This is a genomic window from Flagellimonas sp. (assembly GCF_965601775.1).
Taxonomy (GTDB): domain Bacteria; phylum Bacteroidota; class Bacteroidia; order Flavobacteriales; family Flavobacteriaceae; genus Flagellimonas.
Genome location: NZ_OZ271837.1, coordinates 2,662,126 through 2,683,298, shown reverse-complemented (window position 1 = coordinate 2,683,298; position 21,173 = coordinate 2,662,126). Strand labels below are relative to the sequence as shown.

The following is a 21,173-nucleotide window of genomic DNA, read 5'->3' as shown; positions in this document are numbered from 1 at the left end:
TTTGTCGATAAGGTTATCGGAAATTTATCGTCTCCCTCTACTACTTCTTCCGCCAGAGGATCTACCTGCTGAGGAACGACCTCCACCGGAACTTCTAAAGCTTCCGGAACTTCTTGAGCTTCTACTTCCTGAACTTCTGTAGCTTCCGCCACTTCTGCTTCCAGAACTTCGATAACTTCTGCTTCCTCCTGAACTTCTGTAGCTTCCACTACTTCTAGAACCACTGCCAGAACGACTATAGGTACTTCTCGGCGCAGTTCTACTTTGATAGGTTCTTGAGCTTCTATTTCCAGAACTATAACGTGAGCTGTTTCTAGCAGAGTTGCCACTCCTATACGTTCTGCTATTTCCGTTGGGAGAAGACCCATAAGAACGGTATGTTCTAGAATTGGAACTATATCTATTTGGAGATGTTCTGGTACTTCTACTGGAACGATAGCTTCTATTTCTCGCAGCTGCATCCGCACTTACACTTCTTCGAGCTGAAGAGTTACTTCTATAGGTTCTACTACTCCGTGAAGCAACCGAGCTTCTGCTTGTAGCAGTTCTCGAAACACCAGCCCTACTTCGGGTTGCTGAGCTTCTTCCCGAACGATATGCTAAATTAGACCTTCCTCCACGCAAAGATGTGCCTGGTATGGCCCTTGTAGAATACCCTCTTCGGGTACGGTTCAAGGCAAAACCCCGGTTGTAGAAACCTCCGCGACCAAAGCCTCCTCCATAAAAAGGTCCGTAAAAGCCTCCTCCGTAAAATCCAGCGTAGCCAAATCCGAATCTATTCCAGCCCCAAGGATTGTTCCAGCCCCAACCGAAGCCACCCCAGCCCCAGTTGTTCCAGCCCCATCCCCAACCAAGGCCACCCCAGCCCCAGCCGTTCCAAAGCCATGGGTTATTCCAGCCCCATCCGAAGCCGCCCCAACCAAGGCCACCGCCCCAGTTGTCATACACGTTGATGGTAACGTTGCTGGGATTATCGCCCCATGCCGCATTACCGGTATATGTATTGGCATTTATGTCAAAATAATCGGCTTGAGCCCCAATTGCGGTACTGTCAATTGCTCCATTGCTTGAATAACTGTCTACATCTGTAAAGATTTCGTCTTCTAAAATTTCACCAAATTCATCTGCTTTTTGGCCAAAATAATCACCGTAAATGTCACTTTCCGTGTCCTCTACCCGTACGGCTTGGGGAGATTTCTTTTCCACCCGAACCACTTCATTCCCACTGGAGTAAATACCATCATCTTCATAATAAGAAGCCTGCTGATACGACCCACATGAGGAAACAACCAAAACCAGTAATATTAATATAGGAAGGCGGAAGTTGTGGAGTTGTAAAGACTTTATCATGTCGCAATTTTTATTGTTGAACATACTAAAAAATAATTAGTTTTACCGAATTATTTTTCATGTACAAAGTCACAAGTTTTGTGCCAAACTATGGTAAATGGGTAAAAATTTAACGAGTCGTGGTGAGGATTATTCCCGATGGTATAATGAATTAGTAGTTAAAGCAGATTTGGCTGAAAACTCGGGAGTTCGGGGTTGTATGGTAATTAAACCTTATGGTTTTGCCATATGGGAAAAAATGCAGGCGCAGTTAGATAAAATGTTCAAAGAGACTGGGCATGAGAACGCGTATTTCCCTCTTTTCATACCAAAGTCTTATCTAAGTAAGGAAGCGAGCCATGTGGAAGGTTTTGCCAAGGAATGTGCCGTAGTAACCCATTATCGTTTAAAAAATGCTGATGATGGCAGTGGCATTGTGGTGGATGAAGATGCCAGGCTTGAGGAAGAACTGATAGTAAGACCTACTTCGGAAACCATTATTTGGGATACTTATAGAAGATGGATACAATCTTATAGAGATTTACCATTAATGGTGAACCAATGGGCGAATGTGGTACGTTGGGAAATGCGTACCCGCTTATTTTTGCGCACTGCTGAATTTTTATGGCAAGAGGGGCATACAGCCCATGCAACAAAACAGGAAGCTATGGATGAAGCGGAACAAATGATGCATGTGTACGCTGATTTTGCTGAAAATTATATGGGTGTACCTGTGATTAAGGGAACAAAAACCGAAAGTGAGCGATTTGCTGGAGCAGAGGAAACTTTTTGTATTGAAGCCCTTATGCAGGATGGAAAAGCGCTTCAGGCAGGAACGTCCCACTTTTTAGGTCAAAATTTTGCCAAAGCATTCGATGTGAAGTTCGCCACCAAAGAGGGGAAGCAGGATTTTGTATGGGCGACTTCATGGGGGGTTTCCACCCGTTTAATGGGAGCTTTAATCATGACCCATAGTGATGATAATGGATTGGTATTGCCTCCAAAATTGGCTCCAATACAAGTGGTAATCGTTCCTATATATAAAGGTATAGAGCAATTGGACAAGATTGCAGAACACGTAGAACCTCTAATTAAAGAATTGAGAGCCAAGGGCGTCTCTGTAAAATTCGATAAGCGGGATACGCATAAACCAGGTTTCAAATTCAATGAATATGAACTAAAAGGTGTTCCCGTTCGTTTAGCCATTGGACAGCGGGATTTGGAAAACGGTACTTTTGAAGTGGCTCGTAGGGATACCTTGGAAAAAGAATCCGTAAATGCGCATGAAATAGTGGAAAGAATTGAATTTCTCCTAGAAGATATCCAAAGGAACATCTATCAAAAGGCATTGGATTTTAGGGCTGACCGGATAACCGAGGTGGATTCCTATGAAGAGTTCAAGAAAGTACTGGAGGAAAAGGGTGGTTTTATTTCAGCGCATTGGGATGGAACCATAGAGACCGAAGAGCAAATTAAAAACGAAACAAAAGCCACTATCAGGTGCATTCCCTTTCCAGCTGAAATGGAGAAAGGTAGCTGTATGGTGACCGCTAGGCCTTCAACGCAAAGGGTATTGTTTGCCAAGGCTTATTAAAACTGTCCAAAAAAAAAGGGTAACAGTTGCAATACTTAAAAATAGTTGTATTTTTGCATCCGCAATTATGCGACCTTAGGGCCCGTTCGTCTAGGGGTTAGGACGCCAGGTTTTCATCCTGGTAACAGGGGTTCGATTCCCCTACGGGCTACAAAAGTTCATTGGAAGTCAATATTTTGTTGACTTTATTTTGAAGATTAGACAATAACGGCCCGTTCGTCTAGGGGTTAGGACGCCAGGTTTTCATCCTGGTAACAGGGGTTCGATTCCCCTACGGGCTACGAAAACAAATACATACAATGGCGAATCATAAGTCAGCATTAAAAAGAATTAGAAGAAACGAAGCAGTACGTCTTCGTAACAGGTATCAGCACAAAACTGTTCGTAATGCAATCAAGAAACTGCGTAACGAAGAGGATAAAAAGGCTGCCGAGGAGCTTTTGCCCAATGTAGTGGGAATGATTGATAAATTGGCGAAAAGAAACATTATTCATAAGAATAAAGCTGCTAACTTAAAGAGCAAATTGGCCAGCAAGGTTGCTGCTATGTAATTGCCATCAAAATATATAAATAGAAAAGCGCCCCGTTATGCAACGGGGCGCTTTCTTTTTTAGATCGTACTATTTCAATCTTGTAAAACGGATTCGTTTCTATATCCATTGGAGTCTTTGTACCAATCCTGAAACGCCGTTCCTCCTGAGGTAGCCCACTCATTGAAAAAGTTGTAGGCTTGATTTACCGGTACATTCTCTTTAGGGGGTTTAAAGTTGTGCACGATATTAATGGCCCAAGGTAGACCAGATTCAGTTTGATAATTGCCATCGGTATCCCGGTTAACACCTTCAGCGGAAGGGTCGTTTTCACCTAAACTGGTTCTAAATCTATTAGGCAGGTGGATTTCATTTCCTCTGTTTCTGTCCACAATCAAAAATGGATTGAATGGGGCAAGTCCCAGTTGATTGGTTGTAATGGGGGTTGTGAATTTCACCTCTACTTTGGAGGGTATGCCCAACATGGTCTCATGGTTATCAAATAATATAATGACCGCTCTATTCTGATTTTGTTCAACTCCATTTGCCGCTACATTGATATATCCCTCGGTCAAGACGGTTCCTGTAACTGATTCAATCAAACTTGGGGCGATACTTTCCAATTCTATCCCAAAAGCGTTTACAAAACCGGCACCATCCGAGCTTACCTCAAAATAAATGTCCAATTGCACTGCCATATTATCAGAATTGAGAATGGCCACAAATCTGTAATTTATGGTGGTGTCATTAAAGTCATAATCTCCAAGGAAAGGCCATAAATCTTCAAAAGCGACCGTACCCCAACCATATTTACTGGGCGTAAATTGTTCAAAAGCCTTATCGGCATCTTCTGGAAAATCATCATTGCTATCGGTAATCCCATCTCCATCCGTATCGGGATCAATCACATCTTCATTAAATACCCTGAAAGTGGTCAAATCATTAATGGTTCTATCGAATGAGATTCCTGAATTGGAATTGGGTCCATATCTATATTCCCACCCGCCAGTTTGGGTATCCATTACAATCAAGTTACTATTATTGCCATTATTGGCCAGCCATAGTTCATTGTTGGAGTCAAAGGTCATGGAAGTTGGGTTAAAAGGCAGGTCTTCACCACTGATTCGAGTGGAGTCATAATCACCCTCAACGTTCAATTCAAGTCGGTAAAGCCCAGAAAACGTACATAAAAACAAGGTGCCATCTGCTGCAAATGCCAAATCTCCACCTTGTGTTCGATCTAGACCATTGATATCCCATTGTGATAGAATTGACCCGTTGGTCGGGTCTATGGAGTAAAGTTTATCCCTAGTTGAGAAATAAAGCAGTCCGTCTTGACTGTTGTAATCCAGTCTTGGTCCACCAATACCTAAATTGGCCACTGTGGACCATGTGTCGTTAGTAATATCATATTTCATCAAAGGGTTTGGATTAGACCTTCCAATGGAATACAATACCATATTTTGTTGATCAATGGCGGCGGTATAGCTCCCCATGGGCATTGTTGAAAGAAAAGTATATGCCCCAGTAAGTGGGTCTACCTGGAACAATTCAGCACTTCCATTTACGCAATAGAGATAATCTTCCACCATGGATTTACCACTAGATGCCCCTTTAGCACTTGAGGGAGAATAGGTATAGACAACTTGTCCCGAGGTAATGTTTATAATTTCTGAGGAATAGGCGAAACCTTCCTTTCTGCGAATGTACAGTTGTTCAAAATAATCGGGGACCACAAAAGAATGCTCAATTTTCCCTCCAGAGGGGGATCCACTTAAAATAAGATGGTTCAGATTATCCACAATGTATTCGGCACCCGTGACTTCTTCATCGTCTTCATTGATATAAGACACCTGTCCACCTGAGGAGGTTTCCTGATAGGCATAAACGTCATATTTGACATCAGTGGCATTGTCATTAATTGTTAACTCTACAAACTTTTCAGTTTTGAACTCAAAGCCCGCTGGAATTTGCAATTCGGTAATTTCAAGTTCTTCTACGGGAACAGGGTTTTCCGGTTCTTCTTGGGCTTCGGGTTCTATTGGGCTATCCAATTCATCCTTCACGCAAGAAATAAATGTCAGGATAAGAAGAACTGCCGTAAAATAGTGGGCAATTTGGGACCTTTTCATCATTAAATTTTTTTTGGTTCTATTCAATATTTAGAATAAAACTAGGTTTACGATTACGTTATTTTCTTTGTTCATAGACTATAAACAGATAACCGTCGGTAAACTGTAGGTTTTTGTCGATTAACGATTATACATCATTAATTGAACGAAAAAACCTACAAAATGATATTATTCTTCGATGAAATGCCTCCTTTTTGTTGTCAAAGTGAAGTGGGCTGTGGTTTGGGAGGAACAGAAATGTACTTAACGGAATGCCTTCCTCCGTGATACAATAAACCCAATACAGAATAAGGCATACATGACAGTAATCAAAACCCTGAGAACCACCTTTAGTTCGTACATTACCCAGGTTTCATAGTGTAAATACCCGATAAGGAATAGTATAGGAAAAAAGAAATAGAAAACCATTAGGCTAATGGTAATCCAAAACATCAGATTGTGCTTATCCCAATTCCAAGAAAAGGGAGGGCTCAGTTTTTTAAAGTAAACAATACCACAGAATACCAGCAACCAAGAACCAACTGTATTTGCATAGATTAAATCGCTGAAAAAAGGGTCTTGAAAAAAGGAATTGATAATATAAGCCAGAATCATTACTAAACTTCCCCATTTAATGATTCCATTAAATTTTGGGCTATCAATAACTTTTCGATAAACATAGAAAAAGTAGAGGAAGAAAATAACAATATAAATATTGTAGATTATTTGGTTGGTTGTTGTTGTTTCCGAAAAAAAGGCAAAGCTTTCATTATATCGTATAAAACCGCCCAAGAGTTCATTGAAAAATGTATAGGCTATAAGCAGCGGAAAATGCTTTAGAGCCGTGTCGAAGAACTTCTTATAGTTTAGCATGGCCACGAGTAGAGTGACCAGATAAATCGGAATAAAGAAAAACTCCTTTAATAGTTCAAAGAACTCTTGGACTTCCATGTAAAGATTAAATTAGAAGTCTCCACCTGGGGGAGGTCCGGAGTTGCCATGATTCATTGTCAAACTTTGCTCACCCTGCATCATGATTGGAGCAGGGAAAGAGGGCATAAAACCAGCTTGGGCCTTTTCAGAATTGTCCATCACGTTTCCATACCCTTGTTCATTGCCCTTTACAGCGTCCTTGATAAGCTTGGCTTTGCCATCCGCTCCAATATAGAATCCAAGATTTTCACCACCTTGATTTAAAGTGGGTAAAAGAAATATGGAATTCTGTCTTGGATGCACCACTTTTTTGCCATCAGGAAACTTTTCGGAATTCGGATAATTGGCAAAATACAAACGGAAAGTGGAAACGTCCACCTTAGCCTTTTTTGCTTCCTGTTCCACATAGTCAATGTATTGTTTCATGGTTTTGTAGTCAAAATCCACGAAACGGGCTACTTCAAAATCTTCGTCTTCATTGGTTTCCATTTCATAAGCCATTATTGGGGCAACACGATTTCTTGTATAGTTGTCATACAGTGTCTTGGACAATTCAAGAGATATGATGTCCGAAGGTGGTTTAATAGGTTCTTGAATTTCTTCTTCGCCTTCTTGCTGTTGTCTGGGTTTTTCTTGACATGACATTGAGATAAGTAGGAATCCTCCCAAAATTAATAGGAGACCATTTTTCTTGGTGTTTTTCATAGTTGTGTATTGTTAGAGTTTAGAGTGTGGGAAAACTTTACTAAAGATATGTCTTTTCTTTAATACAAATACGTAAAAACCCTCCAATGAACTTGGAGGGTTTCTTAAGTTTTTTTCTAAAATTTTGGAAAAGACCTATTCGTTCATGGTAAGCAAGAACTCTTCGTTATTGCGAGTCTGCTTGATTCTTTGTTCCATAAACTCCATGGCTTCAACAGGATTCATGTCGGCCAAATATTTGCGCATAATCCACATACGTTGAATGGTGTTTTCATCCAAAAGAAGGTCATCCCTTCGGGTAGAAGAAGAAATCAGATCAATGGCAGGGAAAATTCTTCTGTTTGAAATCCTTCTATCCAATTGAAGTTCCATATTACCTGTTCCTTTGAATTCCTCAAAAATCACCTCGTCCATTTTAGAACCAGTTTCAGTTAATGCTGTGGCAATGATGGATAAAGAACCACCATTTTCAATATTTCGTGCCGCTCCAAAGAAACGTTTTGGTTTATGTAGGGCATTGGCATCCACACCACCACTCAATACTTTTCCAGACGCTGGTTGTACCGTATTGTAGGCTCGGGCCAAACGTGTAATGGAATCCAAGAGAATTACCACATCGTGACCACATTCCACCAATCTTTTGGCTTTTTCAATGACAATGTTGGCCACTCTTACGTGTTCAGTTGCTTCCTTGTCAAATGTAGAAGCTACCACCTCACCGCGCACATTGCGTTGCATATCGGTAACCTCCTCTGGACGCTCATCAATAAGCAAAATGATTTGATATACTTCCGGATGATTAGCAGCAATGGCATTGGCGACATCTTTCAGCAACATGGTCTTACCCGTTTTGGGTTGGGAAACAATCATTCCCCTTTGTCCTTTACCAATAGGAGAGAACAAATCAATGATTCGGGTTGAAATTGTACTCTGTTTTTCCGCCAACCGGAATTTCTCTTTTGGAAACAATGGTGTCAAGTGTTCGAAGGAAACTCGATCACGAACCACTTGTGGGTCCAGACCATTGATTTTGGTGACCTTTATTAATGGAAAATATTTTTCTCCCTCCTTTGGAGGTCTAACGTTTCCCAAAACAGTATCTCCGGTCTTGAGTCCGAAGAGTCTAATCTGGGATTGCGAAACATAAATATCGTCAGGAGACGATAGATAGTTGTAGTCCGAAGAACGCAGAAAACCATAACCATCCTGCATGATATCCAATACACCCTCGCTCTCAATAATGCTATCAAACTCAAATTCAGGCTCCTTGTAACGATTCTTTAAATCCTTGTCAAAGTTGCTGCTCTTTTTTTCTTGTTGATTGCCGCGATGATGCTGATTGTTTCTACGGTTGTTTTGATTTTTTTGCTGACCATTTTGTTTGTGGTCTCGCCTATTTTGGTTGTTAGGCGCTTTTTCCTCTCTTTTTTCCTTGCTTTCAGGAGTAGCTGAGGCGTCTGAAGATGTTTCCTGCTTTTCTTCCTTTTTCTCTCGAGAAACCCTAGCTCTTTTGGGTTTGGCTTCCGTTTTTTCCTCGGATTTGGGCGCGTTTTCTGCTACCGCCTTAGGGTTAGATGCCTGAAGATCTAAAATTTGGTAGACTAAATCCAGCTTTTTAAGGGATTTAAACTTAGGAACTTTTAGGTCTTTGGCAATTTCTTGAAGCTCTGGAAGCTTCTTAGCTTTTAGGTCTGAAATCTCAAACATTAAGTTGTAAATAAATTAAACGTAGTTGTAAGCTTTACGAAGTGAAAAATTATTGGGGTACTGCATATGGGAAAGAATCCCTAGGTGAGCTTTACTCAAATAACAGAGCAAGTATACAAATAATTTTTCAACATTCTGGGTAATTTGTGAAAAAGACCTTTATTTTTGCAGTCCGAAATCCAAATTGTACAATGATTCAACGGATTCAAACGTTCTTTTTAGCGATAGTCGCAATACTGGCGGGAAGTTTGCCCTTCCTTTTTAGTATCTGGACAGATGCCTCGGGAACGGAAGTTTACGCCATGAACGGCATTGGGATAATCTCAAGTTTTATGGCTTCGGCTGGGCTCGCTTTGATTACCATTTTCATGTATAAGAAACGACAAAACCAATTTGTTTTGAACAGATTGAATATGATATTGAATCTTTTTTTACTAGGATTTTTCGTTTACCGATCGCTAAACTTATCCGGAGAGACTGAGGTTTCTGAGAAGGGTATTGGGATGCTGATTCCTGTATTTTCTATCGTTTTTCTGGTCCTGGCCAACAGGGCTATCAAAAAGGATGAAGATCTTGTAAAATCTGTGGATCGCTTACGTTAAACCTAACATCTTAGTAGTATTAGTGCGAAAAACCCCGGCCTAGGCCGGGGTTTTGTTTTTTTGAGAGAATAAGAATTATAAATTCTCCATCATATTTTCCGAAGTGAACCCGTTATTAAAAGTGATATCGGTAAGGGTTTGCACAAGATTTGGCTCATCAGAATAGCCTTCCTCACTGGGTAAGAAATAAGTACGCTTGGTAGCAATTAATTGGCCATCTACATCCTCATATTCATAATTTGCAATGATTACCGGTTCATTCACCCCTAAAAATGGCAACGAAAAGAAAAAACGGTCAATTAACTTCGTTTCTGGATTGACATAAAGCACGTAAATATCATTTTGCTCCTTACCCGTTAATTCTGGGTCATAAGTGACATGGACTTTATCATAGGTCTTGCCATTATACTCTTCCTGACCTTGGTAGGTAATTATAGTGCCCTTGTCCGTCAGTTTATAGGGCATGGTAAACCAAAAATAGTTTGCCCTTCTTAGGAAATCGCTCACCCCAACAAGTTGTGGGTTTTCCGCTTTTTCACCATCTACCATAACCACAGTTTCTTGACCATTAAAATACTGTATCACTTCACCTTCTTCACCAGGCATGACATTAATTTCATGTTGGGTATATTTTCCAAGTGAGGCCTCATTCCCAAAAATGTAGCGCTCTATTGAGACATCGGCTTTTCCATCTGCAGAGCGATAGTCGTATGTATATTGTACATCTGCTTTTTTCCATAAATCTCCCCAACCACCATGGGCATAAGCTACTGCCTTTAGCAAGGTTTCAGGTTGGTTTGTGTCATAAACTGGTGCTTTCTCAACCACTTTTTCAGCTTGTTCGGCTTGGGTTTCTTTTTCCTTTGCCTTCTGCACACATGCAGTCAATAGGACCATAGCTGCTAGAGCCAGCAATCGTAAATTTTGTGTTTTCATGTTGTTGTACTGTTGTTTGTGGGTTAGACGAAAATCTTTTGGTCTTCTTACGTTTAGTTTTTCGAAAACCGTGGGATAAAGAATTAATAGTGTTTTGGATTTATAGTTGTCCCAATTCTATTACCTCTAGGTCTGAAATTTTGTCCTTGTCAATACTAAAACGAAGCATGGTGCGGGTAGGATGAAACCCATGTTTTCCACAGGCTCCAGGATTCATATGAAGCAATCCCAATTTCTTGTCGTTCATCACTTTTAAAATATGGGAATGCCCACAAATAAAAAGTTTGGGCGGATTTTTCTTAAGGTCTTCCCTAACCCGCACATTGTACTTGGTAGGATAACCCCCAATATGGGTAATCCATACATCCACATCCTCACAGAAGAAGCGGTTATGCTCTGGAAATTCCCTCTGAATCATATGATCATCAATGTTGCCAAAAACAGCACGCAAAGGCGCAATTTCCTGCAATGCATCAGTGACTTTCAAATGACCAATGTCTCCGGCATGCCATATCTCATCAGCTTGTTTGGCATATCTAAGTATGGCTTCATCCATATGGCCATGGGTATCTGAAAGCAATAAGATTTTGGTCATACGCTAAAAATTTGCTAAAAAGTATATCAGATAATGTAGCCGTGGAGGATTCAGCTATATTTAACTTTTTAAAAGTACTGGATTCCCTTGAGATATTTCATTAGGTTCTCTTATTTTGGAAAAAACTACCACGGATGGCAACGTCAGCCCAATGCCACAACTGTTCAAGAAATTTTGGAAGATTGCATGTCGAAGCTCCTCGGAGAAACAGTTGAAGTAGTGGGCGCGGGAAGGACGGATACGGGTGTGCATGCTAAAGAAATGTTCGCCCATTTTGATTCGAATTCCATCCAAGATTTAAAGGAATTGATTCGTAGAATGAATTCGTTTTTACCGGAAGACATAGCCATTCGGGATATTTTCCCAGTGGGTTCAGTGGCCCATGCACGATTTAGTGCTCTGGAACGCACCTATGAATATTGGATTGTCCAAAAAAAAGACCCCTTCCATAGTGATTTTGCCCATGCTGTTCGACAAAAGCTGGATATTGCCGCAATGAATGAAGCGGCCTCAATTTTATTGGAACATTCAGATTTTGAATGTTTTTCAAAATCCAATACTGATGTAAAGACGTTCATTTGCGATGTTCGCAGGGCAGAATGGTCCGTTGAGGGGGATAAACTTGTTTTTACGATTGTAGCAGACCGATTTTTACGAAATATGGTGCGTGCCGTTGTAGGGACTTTATTGGATGTGGGTTTAGGCAAGCGAGAGCCGAGGGAAATGAAGGATATATTAAAAAGTAAGAGCAGGGCAGAAGCTGGTGTTTCCGTGCCGGCAAAAGGATTATATTTGACCCGAGTAAAATACCCTGAAAACCTATTTGTATGAGCCAAAAGGAAGAGATAGGCAAAGCATTTGATTTTGGTCTTTTTCGACGTGTTTTTGCGTATACCAAACCCTATCGAGTTATCTTTTGGGTAGTGGCTCTTGCAGCTATTCTATCTGCTGGTTTTGCCATTTTGACCCCCGTTCTCGTTCGAGATATCATCAATAAGGCACTTTCTTTAAAAGACAGTGATTTGTTGCTCTTTTTAGTGTTGGCCATGCTAGGAGTATTGGTAGGACAGGTGATTACCCAATTGCTGTTCAATTACTTTGCCAATCTTCTGGGAGAGTCTGTAATAAAAGATATTCGCATAAAGCTTTTTGAACGGATGATGGGTTTTAAAATGACCTATTTTGACAATTCTTCCATAGGTGTTTTAGTTACCAGAGCGGTTGCTGATATGCAACGTATTGGCGAGATTTTCAGTCAAGGTTTTTTTGTGATTGTGGCGGATTTATTAAAAATGATTTCGGCAGCGGCTATAATGACTATCACCAATTGGAAACTGGCTCTTATCGTATTTGCTATTTTACCCGTGATTCTGGTGGCGACAAGGCTATTTCAGCAGGCCATGAAAGTAGCTTTTATTGAAGTAAGGGCCCAGGTGGCTAATCTGAATTCCTTTGTTCAAGAGCGAATCGCAGGGATGAAGATTGTACAACTGTTCAATAGGGAAGAAATTGAACGTGAAAAGTTTAGGTCCATCAATGAAAAACATCAAAATGCATGGCTCAAAACGGTTTGGTACAATTCCATCTTTTTTCCAATCGCTGAAATCTCCTATTCCATTGGCATTGGTTTAGTGGTCTACTTTGGGGTAATACAAAATATCGAGAATACTGGATTGAATGATACCGGGTCTATTTTTGCCTTCTTTTTTCTGATGGATTTGTTGTTCCGTCCTTTACGACAAATAGCGGATAAGTTCAATACGCTTCAAATGGGTATGGTAGCAGCGAATAGGGTATTTCGAATTCTGGATACGGAAAGTCATATTCCGGATGCAGGGGAACTGGAAAAATCAGATGTTAAAGGAGACATTGAATTTTCAGATGTCCGTTTTTCCTATGTTGAGAACGAAGAGGTCCTTCATGGCATATCGTTTAAGGTGGATGCTGGGGAAACTGTGGCTATTGTAGGTGCCACTGGGGCTGGGAAATCCACAATTATCAATTTGTTGAATCGGTTTTATGAAATCGATTCAGGATGCATATCCATTGATGGTCAAGATATCAAGGACTATACCTTAAAATCACTTCGCTCACACATTGCCATTGTACTCCAAGACGTGTTTTTGTTCGCCGACACGATTGCCAATAACATTACGCTAAAAGACAAAGCCATCTCAAAAGATATGATAGATGAGGCTGCTAAGGAGATTGGAGTACATGAATTTATAGAAACCCTTCCAGAGGGATATCAGTACAATGCGAAGGAACGAGGTAGTATGCTTTCCAGCGGTCAACGACAGTTAATTGCCTTTTTGAGAGCTTTTGTAAGTGATCCCAGCATTTTGGTTTTGGATGAGGCCACTTCATCCGTTGATACGTATTCGGAACAACTAATTCAAAGAGCTACGGAAAAGATTACCGAAGGAAGAACATCAATCATTATTGCCCATAGGCTGGCTACTATAAAGAAGGCGGACAAAATCATTGTCATGGAAGCTGGTAAAATAGTTGAAATCGGAACCCATAAGGACTTGCTGAAAAAAGGAGGGTACTACAGTGATTTGTATGAAGCACAGTTTCTACAGGAGGAAATGGTCTAATTTTTTGGAACCATATCCTCAATCGAAATGGCTCCTGTAATTAGCAGGACTATGTTGAACACTATGGAAACTCCAAAGAATCCCATCAAAAATAAAAGTACATAAACAGGAACCTTCCAAAGCAATTGAACAAGGTCGCCCGGAGAATTTCTATAGGCAACATAAAGGCAATATATAATCATCACCACAGAGTAGTACAGTGAAACCTCCAAATAAAGCTGTGGGGTAAACAGTAGGGTAATCAAGGAATAAGGAAATGTTATCACACTAAAAGCGGCTAAAGCGTACATCGCTATTATCATGTGTTCGGGCAAGTTGTACATTTTTTTGTTCAACAACAGAAAACCACAGATAGCGAATAAGGGTATGTAAAAAAGGAATAGTATCGAGCTATATTCCATGGTGATGGACATGATTTTTTCAGAGCTTTCCCCATTCGAAAATGGCATTGTTGAAAAATCAATAGTCTCCCAGGAAATATTTTTCATAATGAAAAGTATAACCCCAGAAAGGGTTAGGGAAATCGCCAATAAACTAATAGGGTCCAAATACCTTTTCCTAATTCCAGAAATATAACCATGACAGACCAGTTCAGGTTTTAAAACCAAGTCTTTTAATGTTCGGAGAAAACTATTGTCCAGATTGAAATAGCGTTCAATGACATCGTACCAAAGATTTTTTACTGTGATTCTATTGCGAATTACTTTTGCACCACAATTTGGACAAAAACTATAATCGGTTCTTAAGGGACTACCACAATTTTTACAAACCATATATTACTCGAGGTCTTTTTCAATTAATGAAGCTAGCTGCGTTGCTCCTTTAAAGGGGACAAACTCTCCATTTTTTATGTATGAAATAGCGCCAGTCTCCTCGCTTACCACAAGGCAAACAGCATCGGTTTTTTCTGTAATTCCCACTGCGGCCCGATGTCTAAGACCAAACCGAAGTGGAATATTTCTATCGTTGGAGACGGGTAAAATCACCCGGGTAGCTGTTATGTAATTATCCTGTATTATGGCAGCGCCATCGTGTAAGGGACTGTTTTTAAAAAAGATACTTTCCAATATAGGTTGGGTAATCTCTATATTCATGTGATCTCCTGTGGATTTTACAAAATCCAGTGGGTTATTTCTTTCTATGACAATTAATGCACCCGTTTTTGAAACTCCCATTTTTTCACATGCAGCAATGATTGCGGTTACGTTGGTAATCGAAGGAAGTGCCTCTTGCTTGAGAAACTTAAAATGTCGTATAAAATTTCGTTTGGTGGCAAAATTGGTCGAGCCAATCATCAACAAAAACTTTCGTATTTCTTGCTGAAAAACTATAATAAGGGCAATCAAACCAATATTCATAAAACCACCGACCATGCTGCTAATCATTTTCATTTGTAGTAGCTCTGTCAATTTCCAAAGCGCCCAAATGATAACGATACCTATAAAAATGTTGATGGCAACGGTACCCTTAACCAGTTTGTAGATGTAGTAAAGAAGCGCGGCAACAAGGATAATATCAATAAAATCCGTGATTTTGAATTCAAGAAAATTGAGGAAATCCAACAGCGCCGTTTTTGTAAAATTAACAAAATTAGAAAAACTTGGACGTTCTAAGCGTTATGCTTCAGGGTCTCTAACAAAGTAATGCATTCCATAGCTTCTTTCACGTCATGAACCCTTAGAATATGGGCACCTTTCAAAAGGGCCACACTGTGCAAAACGGACGATCCATTCAAAGCTTCGGCAGGAGATGATTTAAGCGTCTTATAAATCATGGATTTTCGACTTAAACCAATCAGTATGGGCTTTTTCAAGCTTTGAAACAAGTCCAAATGGTTAAGCACATGATAGTTTTGTTCCAGAGTCTTTGCGAAACCAAACCCAGGGTCTATTACAATATCATTGATTTTTTTAGAATGTGCGTATTGAATTTTTTCCGCAAAATATTGGAGCAAATCCTTAATTACATTGTCGTATACCGCTTTTTGTTGCATGGATTGTGGCGTTCCTTTTAAATGCATAAGGATGTACGGCACTTGAAATTCAGCAACAACATCAAACATCTTTGGGTCAAGATTACCAGCGGAAATGTCATTAATTAACGCAGCTCCCATCTCAATACAGGTTTCAGCGACGGAACTTCTGAATGTATCAATGGATAACAAAGCTTTGGGAAAATGCTTCAACAATAGCTCAATAACCGGAAACATTCGTTGTTTCTCCTCATCTTCCGGAACATGATTTGCACCCGGACGTGAGCTATAAGCGCCTAAATCGATAAATGTGGCACCTTCCGCCAACATTTTTTCCACCCTGTTCAAGATGGCGAACTCATTTTTGTATTTACCACCATCATAAAACGAGTCTGGGGTGAGGTTAAGGATTCCCATTACTTTAGGTACACTCAAATCAACAAGGGTACCCTTACAGTTTATTGTCATAAAGAGAAGGTGCTTTTACGGGTTTGATTATCTTTGGCGATGTGCTATTGCAGCCAAACATTGAACGAAATTTACATAAATTAACACGAATAAATGCAGCAAACTTCCCAACAGTATGATGAAGTCATACAACAGTGCCGGGAACTTTTCATCAAAAAGACCAAGGACTATGGAACGGCGTGGCGAATCTTGCGATTACCTTCATTAACTGACCAGATTTTTATAAAGGCCCAACGTATTCGAAGTTTGCAGCAAAATGAAATGCGCAAAGTGGATGAAGGGGAGCATTCGGAGTTCATTGGAATTATCAACTATTCCATTATGGCATTGATTCAACTGGATAAGGGGGTTTCAGAACAGCCTGATTTAAACTCAGATGAAGCTATTGCACTCTATGATGGACAGGTCAACATTACCAAAACGTTAATGGAAAACAAGAATCACGATTATGGGGAGGCTTGGCGTGATATGCGGGTTAGTTCGTTGACTGATTTAATTATTCAAAAACTACTTAGAGTAAAACAAATAGAAGATAATCAAGGCGAAACCTTGGTGAGTGAAGGTATTGATGCCAATTATCAGGATATGGTCAATTATGCCGTTTTTGCCCTTATCCATTTAAATGAGCAATCATGAAGTATTTGGTTTGGTTTTCTAGAATATTTGTAGGGGTATTGTTTATTATCAGCGGATTGATAAAATTGAACGACCCTGTTGGTTTTTCATTCAAATTGGAGGAATATTTTAGTCAAGGTGTGTTGGACCTGCCCTTTTTGATGCCCATGGCCTTGGCCTTATCTATTATCATTGTGATTTTGGAAGTGGTTCTAGGTGTTTTTCTGCTCTTGGGATTCAAACCTAAATTTACCGTATGGAGTCTTTTGTTGATGATTACCTTCTTTACGTTTCTCACCTTTTATTCCGCTTATTTCAATAAGGTTACGGATTGTGGGTGCTTTGGTGATGCCATAAAACTGACTCCATGGGAATCCTTCACTAAGGATGTCATTTTACTGGTATTGATATTGATTCTTTTCTTCGGAAAGAAGTATATCAAACCCCTGTTGCAAACAAAAACCAGTTGGGTTTTACCGGGTGCCACGGTACTGGTATGTGCCACTATTGCTTATCAGGTGTTAAATCACCTGCCATCAGTGGATTTCAGGCCCTATAAAATTGGAGCAAATATCCAGGAAGGGATGTCCGTACCTGATGATGCACCTAAGCCTATTTACGAGTATGCATGGCAATTTAGGGTGAATGGGGAGGATAAAATTGTAGTAACCAATGGGGAGTATCCTACAGTCGATGGAGAATTCGTAGGTGTTGAAACTACTGAAATCCAGAAAGGGTATGAACCGCCCATTCATGATTTTACTATTGAACAGAATGGGGAAGACCTAAGCGCTGAGCTATTGGAGGAGGACAAGTTGATGATGGTTATCGCCTACGATTTGGCGAAAAGCAATCATGAAGTCTTTCGTGAGGTAGGTGAGGTTGCAGAAGAAGCGGTTTCCAATGGATATAAAGTTATCGGTATGTCAGCTTCAAGTCAAGAACGAGCCAACAAAGTAAAACAGGAATATGGACTGAACTTTGACTTTTATTTCACGGACGAAACTACATTGAAAACGATTGTTCGTTCCAATCCGGCAGTTTTGGTCCTGGAGCGGGGAACCATTCAGCAAAAGGTCCATTACAACGATTTGGACAAGCTTAAACTCTAACAAAAAACATCAAACCATAACACTATGAGAACCCAAATAGTAGCAGGAAATTGGAAAATGAATAAAACACTGAGCGAAACCGAGGTATTGCTTTCAGAACTTTCTGCAAAAATTCCAGATACTCATGCCCAAGTTATCGTAGCCCCTACGTTCATTAACTTGGCAGCAGCACAAAACCATCTCCAATCCTCCACTATTCATGTGGCTGCACAGAACATGCATTTTGCGGAAAACGGGGCCTATACCGGCGAAATTTCAGCAGATATGCTTCTTGATATAGGATTGGATATGGTAATATTGGGCCACTCGGAAAGAAGGTCCCTTTTTGGAGAAGACGACGCACTTCTGGCTAAAAAAGTGGATACTGCTATTGGCAAAGGAATGACTGCCATTTTCTGTTTTGGGGAAGAGCTGGATGAAAGGAAATCGGGGAATCATTTTTCTGTGGTTGAAAACCAATTGAAACAAGCACTTTTCCATCTAGAAGAAAAAGCTTGGGGTCAGCTAGTATTGGCATATGAACCGGTTTGGGCCATTGGAACCGGAGAAACAGCCTCTCCTGACCAAGCCCAGGAGATGCATGCCTTTATTCGAAAAACGATAGCAGAGGCCTACAACTCTTCAGTTGCGAACAATGTATCCATATTATATGGAGGAAGTGTAAAGCCAGGAAATGCTGCTGAAATTTTCTCTAAACCCGACGTAGATGGAGGTTTGATAGGAGGAGCATCGCTAAAAGCAGATGACTTTATTGCCATTGTCAAGGCCATTTAATAACTCTGGGTTTGGTTCATATTGAATTCGATTTCAGCATTACTCCGAAGGAACCCTTTGCAGATATTCTCATAGCTGAACTGGGAGAGGTTGGATTTGAAAGTTTTGTTGAAACCGACTCAGGTGCTCTTGCCTATATCTTAAAATCGAACTGGGACCAGAACCTTTTTAGTGATTTGATGGTACTGGAAAACCCAAATGTTAGCATCACCTGGACACAAAAGGAAATTCCCCAAGAAAACTGGAATGCAGCATGGGAAAAGAGTTTCCACCCCATTCACGTTGGAGGGATTTGTACTGTGCGAGCTCCATTTCATCCGGAAGAAAATGTGGAGTATGATATCGTAATTGAACCCAAAATGAGTTTCGGAACAGGGCATCATGAAACCACATATATGATGCTAAAACGGATGCTGGATTTGGAATTTGAAGGAAAAACTGTTTTGGATATAGGGTGCGGAACAGGTGTATTGGCCATTTTGGCCAATAAGAGGGGAGCGATTCATGTGGATGCCATAGATATTGATGAATGGTGCTATATCAACACCCAAGAAAATATAGAACGAAATGATTGCAAAGATATCCACGCTTTTCAGGGAGATGTGAGTCTCTTGGGCAATAAGAAGTATGATATCATTCTAGCCAACATTAATAGAAATATTTTATTAGAAGACATTCCGGTTTATGGAAAGGCACTTAATGAAAAAGGCAGTTTGTTGTTAAGCGGATTTTACAAAAAAGATTTGAATGGCATAAAAATGGCATGTAAGTCAGTAAAATTGGATTTTATTGACAATCTCGAAAAAAATAACTGGGTAGCAGCACATTATCGGCGTTGGTAACTGAAAATTAGTATATTAGTTCAGGAAACTTTTGATTTTGGGCACCAAGGAAAAAATATCGGAAGAGCTCTTACTGGAAGAGGAAGTTCAGAAACAATCGGAAATTGTTCTCTTCAATGATGATGTGAATACATTTGACCACGTCATTTCTACGCTTATTGATGTTTGTGAGCATACTCCAGAGCAGGCCGAACAATGTTCCTTAATTGTGCATTACAATGGAAAGTGCACAGTGAAAACTGGGGAATATGAGGATTTAAAGCCCAGATGCTCCAGATTGCTTCAAGCAGGTTTGAGCGCCGAAATCGTATAACAATCTACCCTCTTATTTACCTTTTGCAAGATAAAAGACAGCTTTTTTCTGGAATAACTGTTATTTCTACGTGAAATTATCAATAGCGACTTCTACAATAGACGATTTAATTTATTTTTAAGGGCTTTCTAAATTGGGAACAAAGCATGGGCGAATTTTTTAAATCCGAGCTAAAGGACCGTTTTCTTCAGTATGCTCTTGAAAGAAGGGATTACTTTGAAGCCCAAGTGCTCTATGACGAGTTTCTGCGACCCAATTATAGTCTAGATTTTGCCAAAAAACTCATTAAGGAAATTCGGGATTACAACCCCGAACTATTGGATATTATGAGTGGGAATGGGGTAGAAATATTTATGTTGGCCTCTACACCTAAAACGGAGGATTTTTTGATGGACGGAGGTTTTCTGGATATGCATGTAAAAGAGGAGGAAAAGTGGGATACTTTTTTGAATCAGCTTTCTGGGAACCGCAAACTTTCAAAGGATGAAAAAAAGCTGCTCAAGAAAAATTCCCCTACCCTCAAACGAGAGAAGAATTTGCTGACCGTCCTTATTGCAGCAGTAATAATCAGCTTCTTGTTCACCTTGTACAGTATCTTAAACAATACATTCTTAAAGCCGGAATATGTTCCAAAAGATGAGTTTGAAAGAAGGTTGGAACAAGTAGAATCGCAATATAAACTAGAAAATGAGAGGCTTGTCAAAGAACTTGCCAAAGCCCAAGATACCATAGATTCCTTAAGGAATTGATTTTAACAAGCCATATTTCGAAAAGAATAGTACCTTTTCTAGGTCAAATCAAGCGTATATGAGAAAATTCGGGTTGATTCTAGGATTCGTTTTCTGTATAAATTGTGGAGCTCCATCTTCTTCGGAAGAGGCAAAATGGCAACTGATTTATAAAAATAGCGCCGATGGCACACCTCTATTCGGTAATAAACAGGACCTGTTGAATGCTATCAGGAACGGAAACCCGGTGAAAATTGGTTTCGGAGGACAATTGCGTAAGGACACCACACTTACCATTGAGCATGTTTTTGAAGCGCATTTCTTTACCATTTTGAATGACACCGATGTGTATGCTCAAATGCTTCCTATCATCGGACAAACCCCGCTGATAGAAAAAGATACAACCAATATTGTTTTTAGGGAGACCCATTGGAATATTCTTGTGGGTACCAACGGGTTTTCTGACCGATTGACCATGAGCTTGGCCAAAGACACTATTTTGGGACATAATCAAAGAAATATGAATGTTTCCTGGTTTGTAAAGCAAGGTCCTTCATCCGAGGAAAAAGGAATTCCTCTCTGGAAAAACTGAAAGCTGAATCCGGTTAAATCGCAAAGTCTTTGAGCTCGGGCAATAGTATCAAAAGTCAAGATAATCCTATAAAAAAATATTGGCTCAGATACTAAATTTACCTATCGATAAATAA

General features: G+C 40.1%; 22 protein-coding genes and 2 tRNA genes. 14 read left to right on the top strand and 10 right to left on the bottom strand.

All coding sequences use genetic code 11. From position 1 onward, the window contains the following. Positions 1 to 24 precede the first annotated feature (24 nt). Positions 25 to 1,350: a hypothetical protein gene (locus ACSLUF_RS12440; protein WP_435623107.1), complete on the bottom strand. Its 1,326-nt coding sequence runs from the start codon at positions 1,348 to 1,350 to the stop codon at positions 25 to 27. 97 nt (positions 1,351 to 1,447) lie between these two features. On the opposite strand from ACSLUF_RS12440, the gene proS reads away from it, so the two are divergent. The 4 genes from proS to rpsT all read left to right on the top strand — a co-directional run bounded on the left by proS (position 1,448) and on the right by rpsT (position 3,474). Continuing rightward, positions 1,448 to 2,923 carry a proline--tRNA ligase gene (proS, locus tag ACSLUF_RS12435; RefSeq protein WP_435623106.1) on the top strand — a complete coding sequence of 492 codons (1,476 nt, stop codon included), beginning with the start codon at positions 1,448 to 1,450 and terminating at the stop codon, positions 2,921 to 2,923. 79 nt (positions 2,924 to 3,002) lie between these two features. Further along, positions 3,003 to 3,074: transfer RNA gene (locus ACSLUF_RS12430), tRNA-Glu, on the top strand. A 58-nt stretch (positions 3,075 to 3,132) separates the two neighbouring features. Next, positions 3,133 to 3,204, top strand: a tRNA-Glu gene (locus tag ACSLUF_RS12425). A gap of 18 nt (positions 3,205 to 3,222) precedes the next feature. After that, positions 3,223 to 3,474 (top strand): 30S ribosomal protein S20, encoded by a 252-nt coding sequence (gene rpsT / locus ACSLUF_RS12420; RefSeq protein WP_106145235.1) that lies wholly within the window; start codon positions 3,223 to 3,225, stop codon positions 3,472 to 3,474. 74 nt (positions 3,475 to 3,548) lie between these two features. On the opposite strand, the gene ACSLUF_RS12415 is transcribed toward rpsT, so the two are convergent. The 4 genes from ACSLUF_RS12415 to rho form a co-directional block, all read right to left on the bottom strand. Further along, complete coding sequence (locus ACSLUF_RS12415; protein ID WP_435623105.1) at positions 3,549 to 5,588, bottom strand: LruC domain-containing protein; 2,040 nt, start codon at positions 5,586 to 5,588, stop codon at positions 3,549 to 3,551. Between the two features lie 240 nt (positions 5,589 to 5,828). Further along, on the bottom strand, positions 5,829 to 6,515 hold the full coding sequence (locus ACSLUF_RS12410; RefSeq protein WP_435623104.1) for a hypothetical protein: 687 nt from the start codon (positions 6,513 to 6,515) through the stop codon (positions 5,829 to 5,831). A gap of 12 nt (positions 6,516 to 6,527) precedes the next feature. Beyond that, positions 6,528 to 7,202: a hypothetical protein gene (locus ACSLUF_RS12405; RefSeq protein ID WP_435623103.1), complete on the bottom strand. Its 675-nt coding sequence runs from the start codon at positions 7,200 to 7,202 to the stop codon at positions 6,528 to 6,530. Positions 7,203 to 7,337: 135 nt separating this feature from the next. Further along, positions 7,338 to 8,909 (bottom strand): transcription termination factor Rho, encoded by a 1,572-nt coding sequence (gene rho, locus ACSLUF_RS12400; protein ID WP_435623102.1) that lies wholly within the window; start codon positions 8,907 to 8,909, stop codon positions 7,338 to 7,340. A gap of 191 nt (positions 8,910 to 9,100) precedes the next feature. On the opposite strand from rho, the gene ACSLUF_RS12395 reads away from it, so the two are divergent. Then, positions 9,101 to 9,511, top strand: a complete 411-nt coding sequence (locus tag ACSLUF_RS12395; protein WP_435623101.1) for a DUF4293 domain-containing protein — start codon at positions 9,101 to 9,103, stop codon at positions 9,509 to 9,511. A gap of 75 nt (positions 9,512 to 9,586) precedes the next feature. Here ACSLUF_RS12395 and ACSLUF_RS12390 read toward each other — a convergent pair whose 3' ends face one another. Together ACSLUF_RS12390 and ACSLUF_RS12385 are read right to left on the bottom strand one after the other, a co-directional pair. Further along, positions 9,587 to 10,447 carry a DUF6503 family protein gene (locus ACSLUF_RS12390; RefSeq protein WP_435623100.1) on the bottom strand — a complete coding sequence of 287 codons (861 nt, stop codon included), beginning with the start codon at positions 10,445 to 10,447 and terminating at the stop codon, positions 9,587 to 9,589. A 100-nt stretch (positions 10,448 to 10,547) separates the two neighbouring features. After that, the gene (locus ACSLUF_RS12385; RefSeq protein WP_435623099.1) at positions 10,548 to 11,042 is read right to left on the bottom strand and encodes a metallophosphoesterase family protein; all 495 of its coding nucleotides are present in this window, start codon (positions 11,040 to 11,042) and stop codon (positions 10,548 to 10,550) included. A gap of 87 nt (positions 11,043 to 11,129) precedes the next feature. Here ACSLUF_RS12385 and truA point away from each other — a divergent pair, with 87 nt between their 5' ends. Continuing rightward, positions 11,130 to 11,873, top strand: coding sequence for a tRNA pseudouridine(38-40) synthase TruA (gene truA, locus ACSLUF_RS12380; RefSeq protein WP_435623098.1), 744 nt, complete (start codon positions 11,130 to 11,132; stop codon positions 11,871 to 11,873). Then, a complete protein-coding gene (locus tag ACSLUF_RS12375; protein WP_435623097.1) occupies positions 11,870 to 13,642 on the top strand; it encodes an ABC transporter ATP-binding protein in 1,773 nt (590 codons plus the stop codon). Before truA ends, ACSLUF_RS12375 begins: the two co-directional genes overlap by 4 nt. Here the strand turns inward: ACSLUF_RS12375 and ACSLUF_RS12370 are convergent. The 3 genes from ACSLUF_RS12370 to folP are packed head-to-tail and all read right to left on the bottom strand — an operon-like array spanning position 13,639 to position 16,082. Further along, positions 13,639 to 14,415, bottom strand: a complete 777-nt coding sequence (locus ACSLUF_RS12370; RefSeq protein ID WP_435623096.1) for a DUF3667 domain-containing protein — start codon at positions 14,413 to 14,415, stop codon at positions 13,639 to 13,641. The genes ACSLUF_RS12375 and ACSLUF_RS12370 overlap by 4 nt on opposite strands. A gap of 3 nt (positions 14,416 to 14,418) precedes the next feature. Continuing rightward, complete coding sequence (locus ACSLUF_RS12365) at positions 14,419 to 15,204, bottom strand: diadenylate cyclase (protein ID WP_435623095.1); 786 nt, start codon at positions 15,202 to 15,204, stop codon at positions 14,419 to 14,421. 47 nt (positions 15,205 to 15,251) lie between these two features. Further along, entirely contained in the window at positions 15,252 to 16,082 is an 831-nt protein-coding gene (gene folP, locus ACSLUF_RS12360) for a dihydropteroate synthase (RefSeq protein WP_435623094.1), read from the bottom strand. A 93-nt stretch (positions 16,083 to 16,175) separates the two neighbouring features. Here folP and ACSLUF_RS12355 point away from each other — a divergent pair, with 93 nt between their 5' ends. The 7 genes from ACSLUF_RS12355 (at position 16,176) to ACSLUF_RS12325 (ending at position 21,058) form a co-directional block, all read left to right on the top strand. Continuing rightward, positions 16,176 to 16,718 carry a DUF1599 domain-containing protein gene (locus ACSLUF_RS12355; protein ID WP_435623093.1) on the top strand — a complete coding sequence of 181 codons (543 nt, stop codon included), beginning with the start codon at positions 16,176 to 16,178 and terminating at the stop codon, positions 16,716 to 16,718. Beyond that, positions 16,715 to 17,809, top strand: a complete 1,095-nt coding sequence (locus ACSLUF_RS12350) for a BT_3928 family protein (RefSeq protein WP_435623092.1) — start codon at positions 16,715 to 16,717, stop codon at positions 17,807 to 17,809. The genes ACSLUF_RS12355 and ACSLUF_RS12350 overlap by 4 nt, the downstream gene beginning before the upstream one ends. A 24-nt stretch (positions 17,810 to 17,833) precedes the next feature. Further along, positions 17,834 to 18,583 (top strand): triose-phosphate isomerase, encoded by a 750-nt coding sequence (gene tpiA / locus ACSLUF_RS12345; protein ID WP_435623091.1) that lies wholly within the window; start codon positions 17,834 to 17,836, stop codon positions 18,581 to 18,583. A 5-nt stretch (positions 18,584 to 18,588) separates the two neighbouring features. After that, positions 18,589 to 19,425, top strand: coding sequence for a 50S ribosomal protein L11 methyltransferase (gene prmA / locus ACSLUF_RS12340; RefSeq protein ID WP_435625839.1), 837 nt, complete (start codon positions 18,589 to 18,591; stop codon positions 19,423 to 19,425). A gap of 37 nt (positions 19,426 to 19,462) precedes the next feature. Then, positions 19,463 to 19,738 (top strand): ATP-dependent Clp protease adaptor ClpS, encoded by a 276-nt coding sequence (locus ACSLUF_RS12335; protein WP_435623090.1) that lies wholly within the window; start codon positions 19,463 to 19,465, stop codon positions 19,736 to 19,738. A gap of 146 nt (positions 19,739 to 19,884) precedes the next feature. Then, complete coding sequence (locus tag ACSLUF_RS12330) at positions 19,885 to 20,487, top strand: hypothetical protein (RefSeq protein ID WP_435623089.1); 603 nt, start codon at positions 19,885 to 19,887, stop codon at positions 20,485 to 20,487. A 58-nt stretch (positions 20,488 to 20,545) separates the two neighbouring features. Next, positions 20,546 to 21,058: a hypothetical protein gene (locus tag ACSLUF_RS12325; RefSeq protein WP_435623088.1), complete on the top strand. Its 513-nt coding sequence runs from the start codon at positions 20,546 to 20,548 to the stop codon at positions 21,056 to 21,058. Positions 21,059 to 21,173 lie beyond the last annotated feature (115 nt).

Excerpts from the sequence above, each read along its gene's own strand:
- ACSLUF_RS12440 (WP_435623107.1), bottom strand. The coding sequence starts at position 1,350 with ATGATAAAGTCTTTACAACTCCACAACTTCCGCCTTCCTATATTAATA.
- proS (WP_435623106.1), top strand. The coding sequence starts at position 1,448 with ATGGGTAAAAATTTAACGAGTCGTGGTGAGGATTATTCCCGATGGTAT.
- rpsT (WP_106145235.1), top strand. The coding sequence starts at position 3,223 with ATGGCGAATCATAAGTCAGCATTAAAAAGAATTAGAAGAAACGAAGCA.
- ACSLUF_RS12415 (WP_435623105.1), bottom strand. The coding sequence starts at position 5,588 with ATGATGAAAAGGTCCCAAATTGCCCACTATTTTACGGCAGTTCTTCTT.
- ACSLUF_RS12410 (WP_435623104.1), bottom strand. The coding sequence starts at position 6,515 with ATGGAAGTCCAAGAGTTCTTTGAACTATTAAAGGAGTTTTTCTTTATT.
- ACSLUF_RS12405 (WP_435623103.1), bottom strand. The coding sequence starts at position 7,202 with ATGAAAAACACCAAGAAAAATGGTCTCCTATTAATTTTGGGAGGATTC.
- rho (WP_435623102.1), bottom strand. The coding sequence starts at position 8,909 with ATGTTTGAGATTTCAGACCTAAAAGCTAAGAAGCTTCCAGAGCTTCAA.
- ACSLUF_RS12395 (WP_435623101.1), top strand. The coding sequence starts at position 9,101 with ATGATTCAACGGATTCAAACGTTCTTTTTAGCGATAGTCGCAATACTG.
- ACSLUF_RS12390 (WP_435623100.1), bottom strand. The coding sequence starts at position 10,447 with ATGAAAACACAAAATTTACGATTGCTGGCTCTAGCAGCTATGGTCCTA.
- ACSLUF_RS12385 (WP_435623099.1), bottom strand. The coding sequence starts at position 11,042 with ATGACCAAAATCTTATTGCTTTCAGATACCCATGGCCATATGGATGAA.
- ACSLUF_RS12375 (WP_435623097.1), top strand. The coding sequence starts at position 11,870 with ATGAGCCAAAAGGAAGAGATAGGCAAAGCATTTGATTTTGGTCTTTTT.
- ACSLUF_RS12370 (WP_435623096.1), bottom strand. The coding sequence starts at position 14,415 with ATGGTTTGTAAAAATTGTGGTAGTCCCTTAAGAACCGATTATAGTTTT.
- folP (WP_435623094.1), bottom strand. The coding sequence starts at position 16,082 with ATGACAATAAACTGTAAGGGTACCCTTGTTGATTTGAGTGTACCTAAA.
- ACSLUF_RS12355 (WP_435623093.1), top strand. The coding sequence starts at position 16,176 with ATGCAGCAAACTTCCCAACAGTATGATGAAGTCATACAACAGTGCCGG.
- ACSLUF_RS12350 (WP_435623092.1), top strand. The coding sequence starts at position 16,715 with ATGAAGTATTTGGTTTGGTTTTCTAGAATATTTGTAGGGGTATTGTTT.
- tpiA (WP_435623091.1), top strand. The coding sequence starts at position 17,834 with ATGAGAACCCAAATAGTAGCAGGAAATTGGAAAATGAATAAAACACTG.
- ACSLUF_RS12330 (WP_435623089.1), top strand. The coding sequence starts at position 19,885 with ATGGGCGAATTTTTTAAATCCGAGCTAAAGGACCGTTTTCTTCAGTAT.
- ACSLUF_RS12325 (WP_435623088.1), top strand. The coding sequence starts at position 20,546 with ATGAGAAAATTCGGGTTGATTCTAGGATTCGTTTTCTGTATAAATTGT.